This window comes from Rudaea sp., assembly GCF_036383415.1.
In the GTDB taxonomy this organism is placed as follows: Bacteria; Pseudomonadota; Gammaproteobacteria; order Xanthomonadales; family Rhodanobacteraceae; genus Rudaea.
On sequence record NZ_DASVOK010000280.1, the window covers coordinates 22759 to 38922 of the forward strand.

Sequence of the window (16164 nt, forward strand, 5' to 3'; positions counted from 1 at the left end):
GCACAAGTCGCCCGCATGGGATAATCCACGGGTTTATTCGAAACAATCGTCTCCGATTGCCGAAGATCAAAAAGCGGCCTTGCTTGGCTGTGAATTTCAATTTTCACTATTTTTTGGAGTTATCGAAATGACTGACAACATCCCCGCCAACGGCGGCGCCGAAACCGGCGCGCAACTGCAGCTGCAGAAGGTCTACATCAAGGACGCTTCGTTCGAAGTGCCGTCCGCGCCGCAGATCTTCCAGGAGCAGGGCCAGCCGCAGGTGCAGCTGAACCTCGAGCACAAGGTCGGCACGCTGGCGCAGGACGTCTACGAAGTCGTGCTCACCGTCACCGTAACCTGCAAGCTCGAAGACAAGACCGCCTACCTCGCCGAAGTCCAGCAGGCCGGCGTGTTCGGTGTGATCGGCTTCGATGCGCCCTCGCGCGACGCCGTGCTCGCCACGTATTGCCCGAACGTTCTGTTCCCGTATGCGCGCCAGATCATTTCCGATCTGGTCCAGAACGGTGGCTTCCCGCCGTTCCTGCTGCAGCCGATCAACTTCGACGCGCTCTACGCCGAGCAGCAGCGTCGTCAGGCCGAAGGCCAGGGTCTCAGCGGCAACGCCTGAGGTTTGTTTTTGAGCGACAAACCCACTGTTGCGGTACTCGGGGCGGGATCGTGGGGCACGGCGCTCGCCGCCGTGCTCGCGCGCAACGCGGTGCCGACGACGTTGTGGGGCCGCGACGCGCAGGCGCTCGCGGCGATGCATGCGTCGCGTCGCAACGCACGTTACCTGCCGGAAATGGAATTGCCGGCAGCGTTGAATTACGAAGCCGACCTCGCTGCCGCCGTGCGCGGCGCGCAGGTGCTGCTGATCGTCACGCCGAGCCACGCGTTCGCCGAACTGATCGCGAACATCGCCAACGATGTCGCGCCGGGCGCGGGCGTCGCTTGGGCAACCAAGGGCTTCGATCCGGCTTCGGGGCGTTTCCTGCACGAGATCGTCGCCGAGCGCCTGCCCGGCGTAGCCGCGGCGATCGTCACCGGTCCCTCGTTCGCGCGCGAAGTCGCGCAGGGCTTGCCGACCGCGGTGACCGTGCACTCGGCGAACGACGCGTTCGCGCACACCGTCGCGCAGTTGCTGCACGCGACGAATTTTCGCGCCTACACCGGCAGCGACGTGATCGGCGCCGAACTTGGCGGCGCGATGAAGAACGTGCTCGCAGTCGCCACGGGCGTCGCCGACGGCATGCAGCTCGGCCTCAACGCGCGTGCCGGCATGATCACACGCGGCCTCAACGAAATGCTGCGCCTTGGCGCCGCGATCGGCGCGCGCCCGGAAACCCTGATGGGCCTCGCCGGCCTCGGCGATCTTGTCCTCACCTGCACGGGCGATCTCTCGCGCAACCGCCGCCTCGGCCTCGCGCTCGGCCGCGGCACGAGTCTGAAAGACGCCGTCGCCCAGATCGGCCAGGTCGTCGAAAGCATCGAGACGGTCGACACGGTGATGCGCCTCGCCGACGCGCACGGCATCGAATTGCCGATCTCGCGCGGCGTGCAGCGTGTGCTGCACGAGGAAATCACGCCGGCCGAAGGATTGCGCGAACTGCTCGCGCGTGAGCGCAAGCCCGAGTATCCGGCTTAAAACAAAAAAGTAGTCGCCGCGGATTTGCGCGGATCCGAAAGCAATCGCTTTTCAGGCGCCGCCGGTAAAACCTGCTTGGCGCCACGCTTCGTAAACAACGACTGCGACCGCGTTCGAGAGATTGAGGCTGCGGTTGTCGGGGCGCATCGGCAGGCGCAAGGTCTGCTGCTGCGGCAATGAATCGAGAAACGCCTGCGGCAGGCCACGCGTTTCCGGACCGAACACGACGGCATCGTTGTCACCGAATTGCACGTTCGTATACAAGGTGCGCCCGCGTGTCGACAGCGCGAACAAACGATCGGGTTCGACTTTCGCGATGAACGCGTCGAGGTCGTCGTGCACGTCGATCGCGGCGAACTCGTGGTAGTCGAGGCCGGCGCGGCGCAGCTTCGCATCGTCGAGCTCGAAGCGGAGTGGGCGGATCAGATGCAGGCGCGCGCCGGAATTCGCGCAGAGGCGGATCACGTTGCCCGTATTGGGCGGGATCTCGGGCTGGAAGAGGACGACATGCAGCATGCCGCGATTATTCCGCGCTTCCTGCGCAGGCGACAAGCTGGTGCGACGTTGCGCATCCTTGTGCTCAACGCATCGCGACCAGTCGCGCTTCTTCCTTCGGACCAAGCGTGACCGGCTCACCGACCGTCACGCGCGCCTTGCCTTGCACTTGGGTGTAGACGACGTTGTCGTCGATGTCGTTCGGCGTGGCAGTGACGGTGATCGTGCCGAGCATCTGCATTTCCTGCGGCGCACCGACGGCCACGGTTGGATGCGAGGCGGCGACGGCATACGCGCTGACGGCTGCGCACAGCGCGATGGCGACGAGCCCGCGGTGGATGTGGGTGGAAAGTTTCATGACGTGCTCCTTCGTATACTTTGGTATTTGTGCAAAAGCAAAGCCTGTGCCAACGAGGGCGGATTCGCATTTTGTTCGATCATTTCGATGCGTTATCGAGGCCTGGGGTTGCACGAAGTTCCGCGATCGTGACTTCCGGCAGGGCCGTGGCTGACTGCGCGCTAAACCGATCGTGACTTCCGGCATGGAATGGTGAGTGTCCGCGGACAAACACTGTCCGTCCGTTGTCATCGATGACGTGAAAATCGCGTGACGCAAAAACAAATCGGCGAGCACGAGGCTCACCGATCGTTGCAAACGAGTTTCGTTGCGCGCCGATTGCTCGGCGCTTGCATCAACGCGAAGCGCGCGCGATGTCCGCGGCAGTCGGATTCGCATCGACCGCGATCGGGTTGCCGACATGCACGCGCGCAATCGGTGCGGTGTCGGCATCGATCGATGTCGGTGCGCTGATTTCGATGCGTGTGTGTACGACGTCGATAGGCTCGGCTACCGTTTCGGCGCGCGTGAGGGCGGTGGCGCCGACTGCGGCGAACAGAGCGAGCGCTGCGACGGTGCATTTGATCTGGGTGCTGAAGTTCATGTCTTTAATCCTTGTCGTTGGGGCATTGGTTTGATTTGTTTGTCGGCGACGACGGCAATGCCCGGCCATTGCGAGGTTGGCCGCGTGGGTTCCGGTTGGGGAATCTGTGCGGCCAGTGCTGGCCTCGAAGATCGGGCTCTGGAGGGACCCGGGACCTGTCGCGCGATGGGCGCTGGGGCGGGTATGCAGGCGGATCGATGCTGACGAACAATTTTGTTGCGGCGCATCATACGCATGCGTCCCTGAACCAATACCTAACTCATCGGTATAGTATTTATTCAGGGAAATTGCTTCGCAAAAACAACGCGTTGCCTGAAACGGTGCGCGCAAGGCAGTCGGCACAAAAAGGCCGCCGGCCCCTGACTTTCGGCCATTGCTCCGCTCGCCCGCCGTCGGTTAGGCTCCTTCACTTTTCGCCGCCGGAGTAAATGATGCCCGTCGCAACACCGCGTTCGACCCACGCCCCGATCCGCCTGTTCAGGACCGGCTTGTTCAAATCGACCGCGCTGGCGCTGGCGATCGCCGCAACCGGTTGCGCCACCGCTCCCGCGGCGCACGATGCGAAACCCGCGAAGACCACGCAAACGGCAGCTCCGATGATCGATATCCCGTTCACCAAGTTCCAGCTCGACAACGGCCTCACCGTGGTCGTGCACGAAGACCACAAGGCGCCGGTCGTCGCCGTGTCGATCTGGTACCACGTCGGCTCGGCCGACGAGCCGAACGGCAAAACCGGCTTCGCGCATCTGTTCGAGCACCTGATGTTCTCCGGCTCGGAGAATCACAAGGGCACCTATTTCGCTCCGTTCGAGAAGGCCGGCGCGACCGGCATGAACGGCACGACCTGGTTCGACCGCACCAACTATTTCGAGACCGTGCCGACCACCGCGCTCGACATGGCGCTGTGGATGGAGTCGGACCGCATGGGCCATCTGCTCTCGGCGATCGGCAAGCCCGAGCTCGACACCCAGCGCGGCGTCGTGCAGAACGAGAAGCGCCAGGGCGAGAACCGCCCGTATGGCCGCACCGACCAGAATATTTTGTCGAACGCGTTCCCGGCCAACCATCCGTACCAGCACGACACGATCGGCTCGATGGCCGATCTCGACGCGGCCTCGCTCGACGACGTCAAGCAATGGTTCCGCGACTACTACGGCGCGGCTAACACGACGATCGTGCTCGCCGGCGACATCACGCCGGCTGTGGCCAAGGAGAAGCTGCAGAAGTATTTCGGCGACATCCCGGCCGGGCCGCCGGTGCCGCGCCAGCAGCCGTGGGTTGCCGAGCGCGAGACATCGACGCGTGGCACCCAATCCGATCACGTCGCGCAGACGCGCATCTATCGCGAATGGAACGTGCCGCAGCTCGGCGCGTCGGACAATCCTTTGCTCGAACTCGCCGCCAGCGTGCTCGGCGGCGGCAAGACCTCGCGCCTCTACCAGCGCCTGGTTTACCAGGACAAGCTCGTCGACGACGTTTCCGTTGAACTGCAGACCTTCGCCCTCGTCAGTCAGTTCGTGCTCAGCGCGGACGTGAAGAAGGGTGTCGATCCGGCCAAGGTCGAGGCTGCGATCGCCGACGAATGGGCGAAGTTCTTGAAGGACGGCCCGACCGCCGACGAACTTGCGCGCGCGCAGACCTCGGTGCGCGCCGGCTTTATCCGTGGCTTGGAAGAGGTTGGAGGGTTCCGCGGCAAGGCCGTGATCCTCGCCCAGAGCCAGGTCTATCTCGGCGATCCCGCGGCGTACAAGAAGGACCTCGAACGCGCTGCGGCGGCCACGCCCGTGTCGGTGCTCGAGGCTGCGCGCAAGTGGATCGCCAAGGGCGACTACACGCTGACCGTGGTGCCGGCCAAGCCGGGCGCCGATTTCGCCGCCGAGGACAAGGCGGTGAAGGGTCTGTCCGCGCGCGACGGCAAGCCGGCCTCGGTCACGCCGCCGGCGAAGAACTACACGACCGCGAAGAGCGACGTCGATCGTTCCAAGGGCGTGCCCGACGTCAGCCAGTTCCCCGAGCTCAGCTTCCCGGCCGTGCAGCGCGGCAAGCTCAGGAACGGCATCGAGGTGATCCTCGCCGAGCGCCATACGATTCCGATCACGCAAATCCAGATGCAGTTCAACGCCGGCTACGCGGCCGACCACGGCAACAAGCTCGGCACCGCGAGTTTCGTCAGCTCGATGCTCGACGAAGGCACGAAATCGCTCGATTCGGTCGAGATCGCCAAGCGCCGCGAAAGCCTCGGCGCGATCATTCGCCCCGGCACCGGCCTCGATACCTCGAACGTCAGCCTCAACGCGCTCAACGCGAACCTCGCGCCGTCGATCGACCTGTTCGCCGACGTCGTGCGCAACCCCGCGTTCCGCGACGCCGACATCGAACGCATCCGCGCGCAGTGGCTCGCCGGCATCGCCCAGGAGAAGACCCAGCCGCAGGGCATGGCGCTGCGCACGCTGCCGCCGCTGCTCTACGGTGCGGACCACGCCTATGGCATTCCGTTCACCGGCTCGGGCACGGAAGCCGCGATCAAGTCGCTCACTGCGACCGATCTCGCCGCGTTCCACAACGCCTGGTATCGCCCGGACAACGTCAAGATCCTGATCGCCGGCGATACGACGCTGGCGGCGATCGTGCCGCTGCTCGACAAGGCCTTCGGCGACTGGACCGCGCCGGCGACGGCGCTGCCGACGAAGAACTTCGCCCATGTCGCCGCGCAGAAGAAGCCGCGCGTATTCCTGATCGACCGCAAGGATTCGCCGCAGTCGCTGATCCTCGCCGGCGCGCTCGCCGATCCGACCACGGCGCCCGACTACCTGCCGATGCAGACCGCGAACTCGGTGTTTGGCGGCACGTTTACCTCGCGCCTCAACATGAATCTGCGCGAGGACAAGCGCTGGTCCTACGGCGCGCGCTCCTCGCTGCAGGATGCGCTCGGCCAGCGCCCGCTGATCCTGCAGGCGCCGGTGCAGACCGACAAGACCGCCGAGTCGGTCACCGAAGCACTGAAAGAAGTGCGCAACGTCGCCGGCAAGAATCCGCCGACCGAAGCCGAGATCGCCAAGATCAAGGCACAGCGCGTGCGCGCGCTGCCGGGCAGCTACGAGACCACTGGCGCCGTGCTCGGCGCGCTCGCCTCGAACCAGCTCTACGGCCGTGCGGACGACTACGTGACGACGCTGAAGCAGAAGATCGAGGCACAGACGCAAGCCGAGGTCGACGACGCGGCGAAGAAACTGTTCGTGCCCGACACGCTGACCTGGGTCATCGTCGGCGACCTCGCCAAGATCGAGAAGCCGGTGCGCGCGCTCAAGATCGGCGAGACCAAGGTGATCGATGCCGACGGCAAAGTAGTAAAGTAAGACGAGTCATCGTCGCCGTTACGAACGATGGCCGGCCCACGCCGGCCATCTTTTTTGGAGCATCATGAAAAACGCAGCATTCTCCATTTTTATGCTTTCACTCGGCCTGCTGCCGGCCGCCTGCACCTGGGTCGAGCCGACCGTGAGCGGCAACGCCGTGCGCGTCGCCTACGACGGCAAGGTCGCCGGTTGCCGCGACGCAGGTACGGTCGCGGTCACCGTCGCCGACAAGATCGCCTTCTATCACCGCAGCGAATACAAGGTCGCCGACGAGCTCGAGACGATGGCGCGCAACGAGGCCGCCAGCCTGCCGGCCGACACGATCGTGCCGCGCAGCGAGCCGAAGGACGGTGCGCAACGCTTCCAGGCTTATGTCTGCGGCAAGACGCAGCTACGCCAGCGCGGCGAGATCTCCACGCCCGCAAACCAGCCGGCGACGACGCAGGACGGCGTGCAAACCTTCCCGGCCAAGGAGCATTGAGAGCGACGTTGTTCCTCGGCAAACCCGATTGACGCCATCGCGGATTCCCGCAATGATGCAGTGCAGCGAGCCACTTCGGCCCGCTCACGAGGAACCGCGATGCTGCTCGCCGAACCCGCGCTGCTGCCGCCCGTCTCCGCGCACCAGCGCGTGGACGGCGCGACTCGGATCGAGTTTTCGGCGGCCGGCGGCAAGACACGCCTCGCCGACCTTTACCAGCGCGCGCCATGCCGCGTGCTGTTTCCCAACATAGACTCCGACGAGCCCGTCCAGGCGGTGCTGTTGACCACGAGCGGCGGCCTTACCGGTGGTGATCGCCTGCAAACCGACATCGTCGCGAACGCAGGCGCATGCGCGACGCTGACTTCACAGGCCGCGGAGAAAATCTACCGCGCGTTGCCGGGCGACGATCCGGCGCGCATCGACGTGCGCATCGCAGCCGGCGCTGGCGCCTGCGTCGAATACCTGGCGCAGGAAACAATCCTGTTCGAGGGAGCGCGCCTGCGCCGCCAACTCGATGCCGACCTCGCACCGGGCGCGCGCCTGCTCGCGACGGAAAGCCTCGTTCTCGGCCGCCGCGCGATGGGCGAATCGTTGCGCAGCGGTTTCGTCCACGACGCCTGGCGCATCCGCCGCGGCGGACGCTTGATCTTCGCCGACGCGCTGCATCTTGATGGAGACATCGCTGCGCTGCGCGCGGCGCCGTTCGGCTTCGGCACGGCGACGGCGTGCGCCACGTTGATCTATGTCGCCGACGATGCGCCCACGCTGCTCGCGCCCGTGCGCGCCCGGCTCGGTGAGGCCGACCTACCGCCGATCGCGCACGCGACGACGCGCGAGCATCTGCTGATCCTGCGTTTGCTCGCCGACGACGCGGCGGCGTTGCGGCGGGCGCTCATTGATGCCGCCGGCATCGTGCGCTCGCTCGCTACCGGCTTGCCGCAACGGCTGCCCAAAGTCTGGTACTGCTGAGAGACGAATCCAACCATGCCCCACGCAACGCCCACCGGCTCCATCAACTTCGCGGAAAAGCTCGCCCTGTTCACCGAGCGCTGGTCGCCGCGCGTTGTCGCCGAGATGAACGACTACCAGTTCAAGCTGGTCAAGCTGCAGGGCGAATTCGTCTGGCACGAGCACAAGGACACCGACGAAGTGTTCCTCGTCGTCCGCGGCGAGATGCAGGTCGGATTTCGCGATCGCGACGTGACAATCCGCGAAGGCGAGATGTTCGTCGTCCCGCGCGGCGTCGAACACATCACGCGCGCAGCACAGGAATGCCACGCCCTGATCATCGAACCACGCGGCGTGATCAACACCGGCGAGACCGGCGGCGAGCTCACCGCGCAGAACGATCGCTGGATCTGACCGATGAACCTGACTCCGCGCGAAAAAGACAAACTGCTCGTCGCGATGGCCGCGATCGTTGCGCGCAAACGGCTCGAACGCGGGGTCAAATTGAATCATCCCGAAGCGATTGCGCTGATCACCGACGCCGTCGTCGAGGGTGCGCGCGACGGACGCAGCGTCGCCGAGCTGATGCAGGCCGGCGCGAAAGTCGTCACTCGCGCGCAGGTCATGGAAGGCATTGCCGAGATGATCCACGAAATCCAGGTCGAGGCGACGTTTCCCGACGGCACCAAGCTCGTCACCGTGCATCAGCCAATACGTTGAGGCGACGATAATGATTCCCGGAGAAGTCCTCACGCTCGAAGGCAACATCACGCTCAACGCCGAGCGCGAAGCGATCCCATTGACCGTGGCAAACAGCGGTGATCGACCGATCCAGGTCGGCAGCCACTATCACTTTTTTGAAACCAATCCGGCGCTGCAATTTGACCGGGATCGCGCGCGTGGAATGCGCCTCGACATTCCCGCCGGCACCGCGATTCGCTTCGAGCCCGGACAGACCCGCGAGGTACTGCTTGTGGCGTACGCGGGTTCGCGTGTCGTCATCGGCTTTCGTGGCGAAGTCATGAACGCACTCGATGCGAAAGGCAAAAGCGCATGAGCACGACGATCTCGCGCCGCGCCTATGCCGGCATGTATGGCCCGACCACGGGCGACCGCATCCGCCTCGCGGACACGGAACTCTTCATCCGCATCGAAAAAGACTTTACCGTCTACGGCGAGGAAGTGAAGTTCGGCGGCGGCAAGGTGATTCGCGACGGCATGGGCCAGTCGCAGGTCGCGCGCGCCGACGGCGCAATGGACACCATCATCACCAATGCGGTGATCCTCGATCACACGGGAATCGTCAAGGCCGACATCGGCCTGCGCGATGGTCGCATCGCGAAGATCGGCAAGGCCGGCAATCCCGACGTGCAGCCCGGCGTGGACATCGTCATTGGGCCGGGCACCGAAATCATCGCCGGTGAAGGCAAGATCGTCACCGCGGGCGGCATCGACGCGCACATCCACTTCATCTGCCCGCAGCAGATCGATGAGGCGCTCTACGCCGGCATCACGACCATGCTCGGCGGCGGCACCGGTCCCGCACACGGCACGCTCGCGACGACGTGCACGCCGGGACCCTGGCATCTCGCGCGCATGCTGCAGGCGGCGGAAAGTTTTCCGATGAACTTGGGCTTCTTCGGCAAGGGCAACGCGAGCCGACCGAAGGCGTTGGAAGAAATGGTGATGGCCGGCGCATGCGGTTTGAAGTTGCACGAGGACTGGGGCACGACGCCCGCCGCGATCGACTGCTGCCTCGCGGTCTGCGACACGCTCGACGTACAGGCGACGCTGCACACCGACACGCTCAACGAATCCGGCTTTGTCGAATCGACGATCGCCGCGTTCAAGGGCCGCACGATCCACGCCTTCCATACCGAAGGCGCGGGCGGTGGCCATGCGCCCGACATCATCAAGGTCGCGGGCCTGTCGAACGTGTTGCCGTCGAGCACGAATCCGACGCGGCCGTACACGGTCAACACGCTCGACGAACATCTCGACATGCTCATGGTCTGCCACCATCTCGATCCGAAGATCGCCGAGGACGTGGCTTTCGCCGAAAGCCGCATCCGCAAGGAGACGATCGCCGCCGAAGACATCCTGCACGACCTCGGCGCGTTCTCGATGATGAGCTCCGACTCGCAGGCGATGGGCCGCGTCGGCGAAACGATCATCCGTTGCTGGCAGACTGCGGACAAGATGAAGCGCCAGCGCGGTGCGCTCGGCAGCGACGATGCGCGCAGCGACAATTTCCGCGCGCGGCGCTACATCGCCAAGTACACGATCAATCCCGCGATCACGCACGGCATCAGCGAGCACGTCGGCTCGGTCGAAGTCGGCAAGCTCGCCGATCTCGTGATCTGGTCGCCCGCGTTCTTCGGCGTCAAACCCGACTACGTGCTCAAGGCCGGCACGATCGCCGCCGCGCCGATGGGCGATCCGAACGCGAGCATTTCGACGCCGCAGCCCGTGCACTACCGGCCAATGTTCGGCGCGTTTGGCCGCGCGCGCGTCGAGTCGTCGCTGCTGTTCGTCAGCGCCGCGTTCGCCGCGAGCGACCAGGCGCGCAAACTCGGCCTGACGCGTCCGCTCGCGGCGGTGAAGAACACACGCGGCGGCATCGGCAAGCGCAGCATGATCCTCAACGACGCGATGCCGAAGATCGACGTCGATGCCGAAACCTACGAGGTGCATGCCGACGGCGAACTGCTGACCTGCGAACCCGCCACGGTGCTGCCGATGGCGCAGCGCTATTTCCTGTTTTGATCGCACCAATGACCGACCTGTTCGCACGCGAGATTCTTCCGGCCAGCACATGGAACGCGGCGCATGCGGTCGATCGCATTACGCTCGACTACGAAGGCCGCCACCGTCGCCGCTATCGCTATCGCGCCGACGGTGGTCTGGGATTCGTGCTCGATCTCGCACAGACGACGCTTCTGCACGATGGCGATGGTGTCAAGCTCGACGACGGCCGCATCGTGCTCGTGCAGGCGGCGCCCGAAGCGCTGGTCGCGGTGACTGCGAGCGACACCGATGCACTGGTCAAGCTCGCCTGGCATATCGGCAACCGCCATCTGCCCGCGCAACTTTCCAGCGAGCGCATCCTGATCCGCGACGACGCGGTGATCGTCGACATGCTGCGCGGGCTAGGCGCGCGCGTTGAAAAAATCGTCGCACCGTTCACCCCGGAACGCGGCGCGTATGCGCACGCGCACGACGATCATCAGGCCCCAGCGCATCCGTTTGTGTTCGTTGCGGGGCAGGCGCATGGACACTGATACCACCCTGTATCGCCTGCTCACCTGGACCTCGCCGTCGTATCCGACCGGCGCTTTCAGCTACAGTCATGGTCTCGAATGGATGGTCGAGGCGGGCGATGTGCACGACCTCGCCACGCTGATCGACTACATCGATGCCGTGCTCGCGCGTGGCGGTGGCTGGATCGACGCGGTGCTGTTCGCGCACGCGTACGAGCGTGCGCACGACGCGGCGGCCTTCGACGAAATCGCCGACCTCGCCGCCGCGTTTCGCGGCAGCGCCGAAACTGCACTCGAAAGCCATCAGCAGGGCGCCGCGTTTCTCGCTGTTACGCGCAAGGCATGGCCGTATCCGTTGCTCGACGAATTTGCCGAACGGCGTGATGATCTGCCCATCGCGCACAGCGTCGTGATGGCGCTCGCTTGTGCCGCTCACGACATTCCGCGCGACGCTGCGCTTTCCGCCTGGCTGCATTCGACCGCAGCGAACCTCGTCTCCGCCGGCGTGCGCCTGATTCCGCTCGGCCAGACCGACGGACAGATCGCGACCGCGCGCCTCGCGCCGCGCATCGCCGCAATTGCCGCCGACGCGCTCGACACGTCGCTCGACCAACTCGGCACCGCCGCGCCGCTGCTCGAACTCTGCTCGATCCGGCACGAAACCCAATACACCAGACTGTTTAGAAGTTGAACATCCAATGAGCATAACCAACGACAACGGTCCTCTCCGCATCGGCATCGGCGGCCCCGTCGGCTCCGGCAAGACCGCGCTGACCGAACGCCTGTGCAAGCTGCTGCGCGACACCTACAACGTCGCCGCGATCACCAACGACATCTACACCAAGGAGGACGCCGAATTCCTTACGCGCGCCGGCGCGCTCGTGCCCGAGCGCATCGCGGGCGTGGAGACCGGCGGTTGTCCGCACACAGCGATCCGCGAGGACGCGAGCATCAACCTCGCCGCGGTCGCCGAGATGAACAAGAAATTCCCGGGTCTGGAAATCATCTTCATCGAATCGGGCGGCGACAATCTCGCGGCGACGTTTTCGCCGGAGCTCGCTGACCTCACGATTTACGTGATCGACGTGTCGGCCGGCGACAAGATTCCGCGCAAGGGCGGTCCAGGCATCACGCGCTCGGACCTGCTCGTGATCAACAAGATCGATCTCGCGCCGCTCGTCGGCGCGTCGCTCGAAGTAATGGACCGCGACGCGAAGAAGATGCGCGGCGCGCGCCCATTCGTCTTCAGCAATCTGAAAATCAACCAGGGCCTCGATGCGGTCGCGCGCTTCATCGTCGAGGCCGGTGGCCTGCCTTCCCGTCCCCTGCCGGAGCCTGCACAATGAAAAAAGCCTCGCACTACGCTCTTGCCGCGGTACTCGCCGGGCTTGCGGCCAATGCCTATGCCCATCCGGGCCACAGCGCCTACAGTGGCCTGCTCGCCGGCTTCGCACACCCGTTGTCGGGCACGGACCACCTGCTCGCGATGTTCGCGGTCGGCATTTGGGCGGCGCAGCTCGGTGGGCGCGCATTATGGGCCGTGCCGCTCGCCTTCGTGTCGGTGATGACAATCGGCGCAGCGGCCGCGATGACCGCACATGCCGGCATCGGCGCCGGTGCAATCGAATCGGGCGTGGCCGCCTCGCTGCTCGCACTCGGCCTGCTCGTGTTCCGCGCGCAGCGTCTGCCGCTGGCCGCGGCGGTCGCGCTTGTCGGCCTATTTGCCTGGTTCCACGGCGCCGCGCATGCCCGAAAGTGCCGATCCGCTGCGCTACGCGATCGGCTTCCTCGCCGCGACCGCGTTGCTGCATGGCGCGGGCATCGTCTTCGGCACACTGGCGCAGCGCCATGCGCCGCGACTCGGCCGAGTCGGCGGAGTGGCAACGGCGATCACGGGCACGGCCGCGTTGATCGGCGCGATATAGCGGGGAATCAGAGCGAGCAGGCGGCGAGGGCCACCGGCGTCTGGCAAAGAACACGGCGCAGGCGCTGACCTTGTTCGCACTCACGTGCATGCAGCGACTGGATGCGCTCTCGCGACCAGTTCGTTCTTGTCGTGACCGAGACGCTCGGTCAGGCCGTTCTCGCCGATCGGGCCTTCGGGTTTGCTTGCGAGTACTTATCGTATCTCTGGATCCGATGGCATTTCCTGCCTTGGACCCGTTTATACAAAATCTGGAACTCGCTCGGGATGACGTTTGCGCAGCGTCCGGACTAACCCACTTTGGCCAGACTGAGCCGCTCGGCCAGGTCGGCCATGCTTTCGGCCACTGCACGCGCGTTCTCGGCCATCTGCTCGGCCGCGGCGAAGGCGGATTCGGTCATCTGCCCGGCTACCACGAGTGCGTCGTCCAGCGTGGCATGGCTGTAGTTCGTGGCGATCGGGGCGAGATGGCGCAGCGCGCGCTGGTAGACCTCGCGCTTGAACGAGACGACATGGCTGGCCGGATACCAGAAGTCGACCCAGCGCCACTGGTCGAACTCGGGTTCATCGGTTGCGTCCAGGCGCACCGCGGATTCGTCGCCGACGAAGCGCAGCAGGAACCAGACCTGCTTCTGGCCGATGCACGTGGGCTTCTGGTTGCGCCGGACCATGCGCGGCGGCAGGCGGTAGCGCAGCCAGCCCGGTGTCGCGCCGAGCACCTGCACGTGATGCGGGCGCAGGCCGGTCTCCTCGTGCAGTTCGCGATACATCGCTTCGAGCGGGGTTTCGTCGCTGCGCATGCCGCCCTGCGGAAACTGCCATCCGTCCTTGAATGCACGGCGCGCCCAGAACACCCTGCCGTCGTCGCGCAACAGGATGATGCCTACATTCGGACGGTAGCCATCCGGATCGATCACGCGCTCAACTCCAAATCCCGGCGCGCCATGCCGTGGAACCCGATACCAACGGCTGAAAATGGCGCTTTCGCCCGATTCTTCCACAGCCGGTCACGGCGGGCAAGCGAACAAAAGACGCAGCCCACGCCCGCAACACCTTGCGCCGCGATCAGAGTTCTTCGACCGTCGTGCGCTTGGAACGGCGGATCAGCCAGGCGACGCCGCGCAGATCGGAGATGCCGACCAGGGCGCGGTTGAGGTTGTTGTACTTCGACACGCCGGCACCGCGCGCACGATGGTTCACCGGCACGGATTTGACTTGCCAACCGGCGCGCTGCATGAGCGCGGGCAGGTAGCGGTGCATGTGGTCGAAATACGGCAGATCGAGGAATACGGCGCGCTCGAACAGCTTGATCCCGCAGCCGGTGTCGGGCGTCTCGTCCTTGAGCAGGTTCGAACGGATGCGGTTGGCCCAGCGCGAGGCCCAGCGCTTGCTGCCCGAATCCTGGCGGTTGACGCGCCAGCCGGCGAACAGCTTGATCTCTTTCGCCGACTCGTCACGCATCGCGACGAGCTTGGGGATGTCGGCCGGATCGTTTTGGCCGTCGCCGTCGAGCGTGGCGATCCAGGTGCCGCGCGCGGCCTTGATGCCGGTACGCAACGCCGTGCTCTGCCCGCTCTGGGCGACATGGCGCAGCACGCGCAGTTCAGGGAATTGCGCCTTCGCCGCGGTCAGCACGGCCAAGGTATCGTCGCGGCTCAGGTCGTCGACGTAGACGATCTCGAAATCGACCTTGCCGCGTAGCGCGGCCACGATTTCGGTCAGCAGCGGGACGATATTGTCGCGCTCGTTGTGCACGGGCACGACGACGGATAAGTCGGGCATCGCTTCGATCCAGAAATTGATGCGGCCATTATCGCCTGCCGCGGCGCCGCTTGTCGCCTGCGCGTCGCATCAACCGGCGATGGCCGCGCGCCAAAGAGCCTCGACGCGATCGAACTCGGCCGGGCTCTTCGCCAGCAGGATCAGGGTGCCGTTGCCGAGCGGCAGGCTGCGGCCGCGCAGTCCGTCGCGTTCGAAGTCCGCGGCCGCACCAACTTTCTGGTCGGCCACATAGATCACGGTCAGCGGGCCATCCGCAGTAGGCATGACCAGATGCACGGAACGGTGTTTGCTGGCCCCGACCGGGCAGGGCGCGACGAAGCTGATGCCGTCGGGAACCTGCTTCAGGGTGACGCCGCGCTTGGCGAATGTGGCAGTGACCTCGGCCGCGGCGACCGGCGCGGTCAGCGCGAGCACTTCCTTCTCCGACTCCAGATGCTCGACTGCCTGCACCGACAGCGGCTTGGCCTCGGCGCGCATGCCGACGACGCCGATGCCGAGCACAAGCGCGGCTGCGAGCGCGAACATCGAGGCGCGGCGCAGATTCGTGCGCCGGCGCCGCTCTGCCGTGGTCTGCGCGAGCAGGATCGCCTCGGCGAGCTGTGCGGGCGCGGCGACGTTCAGCGCGCGCACGAGATCGCCCTCGAACGCCAACGCACGCGCGTGCGCCTCGGCGCAACGTGGGCATTCCGCGCGATGCTGCACGAAGTCCGCGGCGGTTGCCTGCGGATCGATCGCGAGTTGTCGCCGGAATTCAACGCAATTCATAAACCTGTGCCTCGATCGGCTCGCCGCCGAGCATCGCCTTCAACTTCTGCCGCGCGCGGAACAACTGGGTCATCACCGCAGCACTGGAAATGTTCAACTCGCGCGCGATCTCCTCGCAGGAGAACCCGCCGAGCACCTGCATGAGCAGCGGCTCGCGATATTTCACGTCGAGCTTCAGCATCGCCGCACGAATCAACGCATCCTCGCCCGATCCTTCCGGCGTCAATGCGTCGCGCACGTCGGCCACCTCGACCTCGTCCACGTCGACGAACTGCGGCGTCTTGCGCTCGTACAGACGCGCGTGCTCGCGGCGCAGGATCGTGATCAGCCAGGCCTTGGCCGCCGCGGTCTCGCGCAAACTGTCGAGCGAACGCCACGCGCGCAGAAACGATTCCTGTACGAGGTCCTGCGCCAGCGCTTCCTCGCCGCAAAGCCAGTACGCGTAACGGAACAGATCGCCCGAATACCCGCGTACGAGCGCGTCGAACTGTCGCTGCTTGCTGCTCACAGGGACATGACCGGATTATCTGCGCGAAACTTTCGTTAAAGGCTCAGCGACGGATTTTTTCGAGGATGCCTTCG

20 protein-coding genes are annotated in these 16164 nt (G+C 65.2%); 13 read left to right on the forward strand and 7 right to left on the reverse strand.

Going from position 1 to position 16164, the window contains the following annotated elements:
* The first annotated feature begins 127 nt into the window (after window positions 1-127).
* Window positions 128-610, forward strand: coding sequence for a protein-export chaperone SecB (gene secB / locus VF497_RS10645; protein ID WP_330888463.1), 483 nt, complete (start codon window positions 128-130; stop codon window positions 608-610).
* Window positions 611-619: 9 nt separating this feature from the next.
* The gene (locus tag VF497_RS10650; RefSeq protein WP_330888465.1) at window positions 620-1627 is read left to right on the forward strand and encodes an NAD(P)H-dependent glycerol-3-phosphate dehydrogenase; all 1008 of its coding nucleotides are present in this window, start codon (window positions 620-622) and stop codon (window positions 1625-1627) included.
* A gap of 51 nt (window positions 1628-1678) precedes the next feature.
* Here VF497_RS10650 and trmL read toward each other — a convergent pair whose 3' ends face one another.
* The 3 genes from trmL to VF497_RS10665 form a co-directional block, all read right to left on the reverse strand.
* Window positions 1679-2143, reverse strand: a complete 465-nt coding sequence (gene trmL, locus VF497_RS10655) for a tRNA (uridine(34)/cytosine(34)/5-carboxymethylaminomethyluridine(34)-2'-O)-methyltransferase TrmL (protein ID WP_330888467.1) — start codon at window positions 2141-2143, stop codon at window positions 1679-1681.
* 64 nt (window positions 2144-2207) lie between these two features.
* The gene (locus VF497_RS10660; protein ID WP_330888469.1) at window positions 2208-2480 is read right to left on the reverse strand and encodes a hypothetical protein; all 273 of its coding nucleotides are present in this window, start codon (window positions 2478-2480) and stop codon (window positions 2208-2210) included.
* A 334-nt stretch (window positions 2481-2814) separates the two neighbouring features.
* Window positions 2815-3063: a hypothetical protein gene (locus VF497_RS10665; protein WP_330888471.1), complete on the reverse strand. Its 249-nt coding sequence runs from the start codon at window positions 3061-3063 to the stop codon at window positions 2815-2817.
* Window positions 3064-3551: 488 nt separating this feature from the next.
* Here VF497_RS10665 and VF497_RS10670 point away from each other — a divergent pair, with 488 nt between their 5' ends.
* The 11 genes from VF497_RS10670 (at window position 3552) to VF497_RS10720 (ending at window position 13104) form a co-directional block, all read left to right on the forward strand.
* The gene (locus VF497_RS10670; protein ID WP_414706883.1) at window positions 3552-6419 is read left to right on the forward strand and encodes a M16 family metallopeptidase; all 2868 of its coding nucleotides are present in this window, start codon (window positions 3552-3554) and stop codon (window positions 6417-6419) included.
* A 91-nt stretch (window positions 6420-6510) separates the two neighbouring features.
* Window positions 6511-6900: a DUF4156 domain-containing protein gene (locus tag VF497_RS10675; protein WP_330888475.1), complete on the forward strand. Its 390-nt coding sequence runs from the start codon at window positions 6511-6513 to the stop codon at window positions 6898-6900.
* A 99-nt stretch (window positions 6901-6999) separates the two neighbouring features.
* Window positions 7000-7872 carry an urease accessory protein UreD gene (locus tag VF497_RS10680; protein ID WP_330888477.1) on the forward strand — a complete coding sequence of 291 codons (873 nt, stop codon included), beginning with the start codon at window positions 7000-7002 and terminating at the stop codon, window positions 7870-7872.
* Window positions 7873-7887: 15 nt separating this feature from the next.
* Entirely contained in the window at window positions 7888-8265 is a 378-nt protein-coding gene (locus VF497_RS10685; RefSeq protein ID WP_330888479.1) for a cupin domain-containing protein, read from the forward strand.
* Window positions 8266-8268: 3 nt separating this feature from the next.
* Complete coding sequence (locus tag VF497_RS10690; protein ID WP_330888481.1) at window positions 8269-8571, forward strand: urease subunit gamma; 303 nt, start codon at window positions 8269-8271, stop codon at window positions 8569-8571.
* A 10-nt stretch (window positions 8572-8581) separates the two neighbouring features.
* A complete protein-coding gene (locus tag VF497_RS10695; RefSeq protein ID WP_330888483.1) occupies window positions 8582-8908 on the forward strand; it encodes an urease subunit beta in 327 nt (108 codons plus the stop codon).
* On the forward strand, window positions 8905-10617 hold the full coding sequence (ureC, locus tag VF497_RS10700) for an urease subunit alpha (protein ID WP_330888485.1): 1713 nt from the start codon (window positions 8905-8907) through the stop codon (window positions 10615-10617). The genes VF497_RS10695 and ureC overlap by 4 nt, the downstream gene beginning before the upstream one ends.
* A gap of 8 nt (window positions 10618-10625) precedes the next feature.
* Window positions 10626-11132: an urease accessory protein UreE gene (locus VF497_RS10705; protein WP_330888488.1), complete on the forward strand. Its 507-nt coding sequence runs from the start codon at window positions 10626-10628 to the stop codon at window positions 11130-11132.
* A complete protein-coding gene (locus VF497_RS10710) occupies window positions 11122-11802 on the forward strand; it encodes an urease accessory protein UreF (RefSeq protein WP_330888490.1) in 681 nt (226 codons plus the stop codon). Before VF497_RS10705 ends, VF497_RS10710 begins: the two co-directional genes overlap by 11 nt.
* A 7-nt stretch (window positions 11803-11809) precedes the next feature.
* Window positions 11810-12457, forward strand: coding sequence for an urease accessory protein UreG (gene ureG / locus VF497_RS10715; RefSeq protein ID WP_330888493.1), 648 nt, complete (start codon window positions 11810-11812; stop codon window positions 12455-12457).
* A complete protein-coding gene (locus VF497_RS10720; protein WP_422662598.1) occupies window positions 12454-13104 on the forward strand; it encodes a HupE/UreJ family protein in 651 nt (216 codons plus the stop codon). The genes ureG and VF497_RS10720 overlap by 4 nt, the downstream gene beginning before the upstream one ends.
* Before the next feature lie 221 nt (window positions 13105-13325).
* Here VF497_RS10720 and VF497_RS10725 read toward each other — a convergent pair whose 3' ends face one another.
* From VF497_RS10725 to VF497_RS10740, 4 genes are all read right to left on the reverse strand, one after another.
* Complete coding sequence (locus VF497_RS10725) at window positions 13326-13952, reverse strand: RNA pyrophosphohydrolase (protein ID WP_330888495.1); 627 nt, start codon at window positions 13950-13952, stop codon at window positions 13326-13328.
* 148 nt (window positions 13953-14100) lie between these two features.
* Window positions 14101-14817: a glycosyltransferase family 2 protein gene (locus VF497_RS10730; protein ID WP_330888497.1), complete on the reverse strand. Its 717-nt coding sequence runs from the start codon at window positions 14815-14817 to the stop codon at window positions 14101-14103.
* Between the two features lie 69 nt (window positions 14818-14886).
* The gene (locus VF497_RS10735; RefSeq protein ID WP_330888499.1) at window positions 14887-15582 is read right to left on the reverse strand and encodes a DUF3379 family protein; all 696 of its coding nucleotides are present in this window, start codon (window positions 15580-15582) and stop codon (window positions 14887-14889) included.
* Window positions 15569-16090, reverse strand: a complete 522-nt coding sequence (locus VF497_RS10740; protein ID WP_330888501.1) for a sigma-70 family RNA polymerase sigma factor — start codon at window positions 16088-16090, stop codon at window positions 15569-15571. Before VF497_RS10740 ends, VF497_RS10735 begins: the two co-directional genes overlap by 14 nt.
* Between the last annotated feature and the right edge of the window lie 74 nt (window positions 16091-16164).

Bases quoted from the DNA above. Each gene is read 5' to 3' on its own strand.
- VF497_RS10660 (WP_330888469.1), bottom strand. From the start codon at position 2,480: ATGAAACTTTCCACCCACATCCACCGCGGGCTCGTCGCCATCGCGCTG.
- VF497_RS10665 (WP_330888471.1), bottom strand. From the start codon at position 3,063: ATGAACTTCAGCACCCAGATCAAATGCACCGTCGCAGCGCTCGCTCTG.
- VF497_RS10730 (WP_330888497.1), bottom strand. From the start codon at position 14,817: ATGCCCGACTTATCCGTCGTCGTGCCCGTGCACAACGAGCGCGACAAT.
- VF497_RS10735 (WP_330888499.1), bottom strand. From the start codon at position 15,582: ATGAATTGCGTTGAATTCCGGCGACAACTCGCGATCGATCCGCAGGCA.
- VF497_RS10675 (WP_330888475.1), top strand. From the start codon at position 6,511: ATGCTTTCACTCGGCCTGCTGCCGGCCGCCTGCACCTGGGTCGAGCCG.
- secB (WP_330888463.1), top strand. From the start codon at position 128: ATGACTGACAACATCCCCGCCAACGGCGGCGCCGAAACCGGCGCGCAA.
- VF497_RS10690 (WP_330888481.1), top strand. From the start codon at position 8,269: ATGAACCTGACTCCGCGCGAAAAAGACAAACTGCTCGTCGCGATGGCC.
- VF497_RS10685 (WP_330888479.1), top strand. From the start codon at position 7,888: ATGCCCCACGCAACGCCCACCGGCTCCATCAACTTCGCGGAAAAGCTC.
- ureC (WP_330888485.1), top strand. From the start codon at position 8,905: ATGAGCACGACGATCTCGCGCCGCGCCTATGCCGGCATGTATGGCCCG.
- VF497_RS10705 (WP_330888488.1), top strand. From the start codon at position 10,626: ATGACCGACCTGTTCGCACGCGAGATTCTTCCGGCCAGCACATGGAAC.
- ureG (WP_330888493.1), top strand. From the start codon at position 11,810: ATGAGCATAACCAACGACAACGGTCCTCTCCGCATCGGCATCGGCGGC.
- VF497_RS10720 (WP_422662598.1), top strand. From the start codon at position 12,454: ATGAAAAAAGCCTCGCACTACGCTCTTGCCGCGGTACTCGCCGGGCTT.
- VF497_RS10710 (WP_330888490.1), top strand. From the start codon at position 11,122: ATGGACACTGATACCACCCTGTATCGCCTGCTCACCTGGACCTCGCCG.
- trmL (WP_330888467.1), bottom strand. From the start codon at position 2,143: ATGCTGCATGTCGTCCTCTTCCAGCCCGAGATCCCGCCCAATACGGGC.
- VF497_RS10680 (WP_330888477.1), top strand. From the start codon at position 7,000: ATGCTGCTCGCCGAACCCGCGCTGCTGCCGCCCGTCTCCGCGCACCAG.
- VF497_RS10695 (WP_330888483.1), top strand. From the start codon at position 8,582: ATGATTCCCGGAGAAGTCCTCACGCTCGAAGGCAACATCACGCTCAAC.